Source organism: Bacillus sp. LR--39, from assembly GCF_053613335.1.
Genome location: NZ_JBSIOT010001380.1, coordinates 1 through 559 on the forward strand (window position 1 = coordinate 1; position 559 = coordinate 559).

At 50.1% G+C, this 559-nt stretch carries 1 protein-coding gene and 1 pseudogene; both read right to left on the minus strand.

What is annotated here, in order from left to right:
• Positions 1 to 306 (minus strand): annotated as a pseudogene (locus tag ACWHAR_RS30610) (D-lyxose/D-mannose family sugar isomerase); the annotation flags it as partial.
• A gap of 15 nt (positions 307 to 321) precedes the next feature.
• The coding region (locus tag ACWHAR_RS30615; RefSeq protein ID WP_452088874.1) for an SDR family oxidoreductase at positions 322 to 559 on the minus strand (238 nt) is incomplete at its 5' end.

The window sequence follows — 559 nt, forward strand, 5'->3', positions numbered from 1 at the left end:
GGCTTCCGTTTTTTCTCCTTCTACATACAAATACACTTTTCCGTATCTGCACCTGAATGTCTCTTCCTTCCCTTTCTGCTTGTCTACAGGAGGATGCCGGTGTTCGGGGCATGTTTGTTCAGGGAATAATACGAGCTCTTTGGCGCAGTAGCGGTCTGTGTTGACATAGACGAACAGCTGAAGCCCCAGCTTATCCAGCTTATTTAATCCGTAGTCCATGATTTGGATGTTTTCTTTATCATCGTCGTTCAGCACAATGCCCGCTTTCTCGTAGTATTCAATTACATCTTCCTTTGTCACCTTCACACGAGCTTCCCCCTTTTATGTCGTGATAAAGTCTCCGCCGTTGACGTGGAGGGTCTGCCCTGTCATATACGAAGAATCGTCAGATGCTAAAAGCACATAGCAGCCCACATGGTCGACCGGCTGACCTGGACGGCCCATCGGTGTATCTGTACCGAACTTCGCCACTTCCTCCCCTGAAAACGTTGACGGGATCAGCGGCGTCCAAATCGGTCCCGGTGCAACGGCATTGACACGGATGCCGTCTTTGACGAGC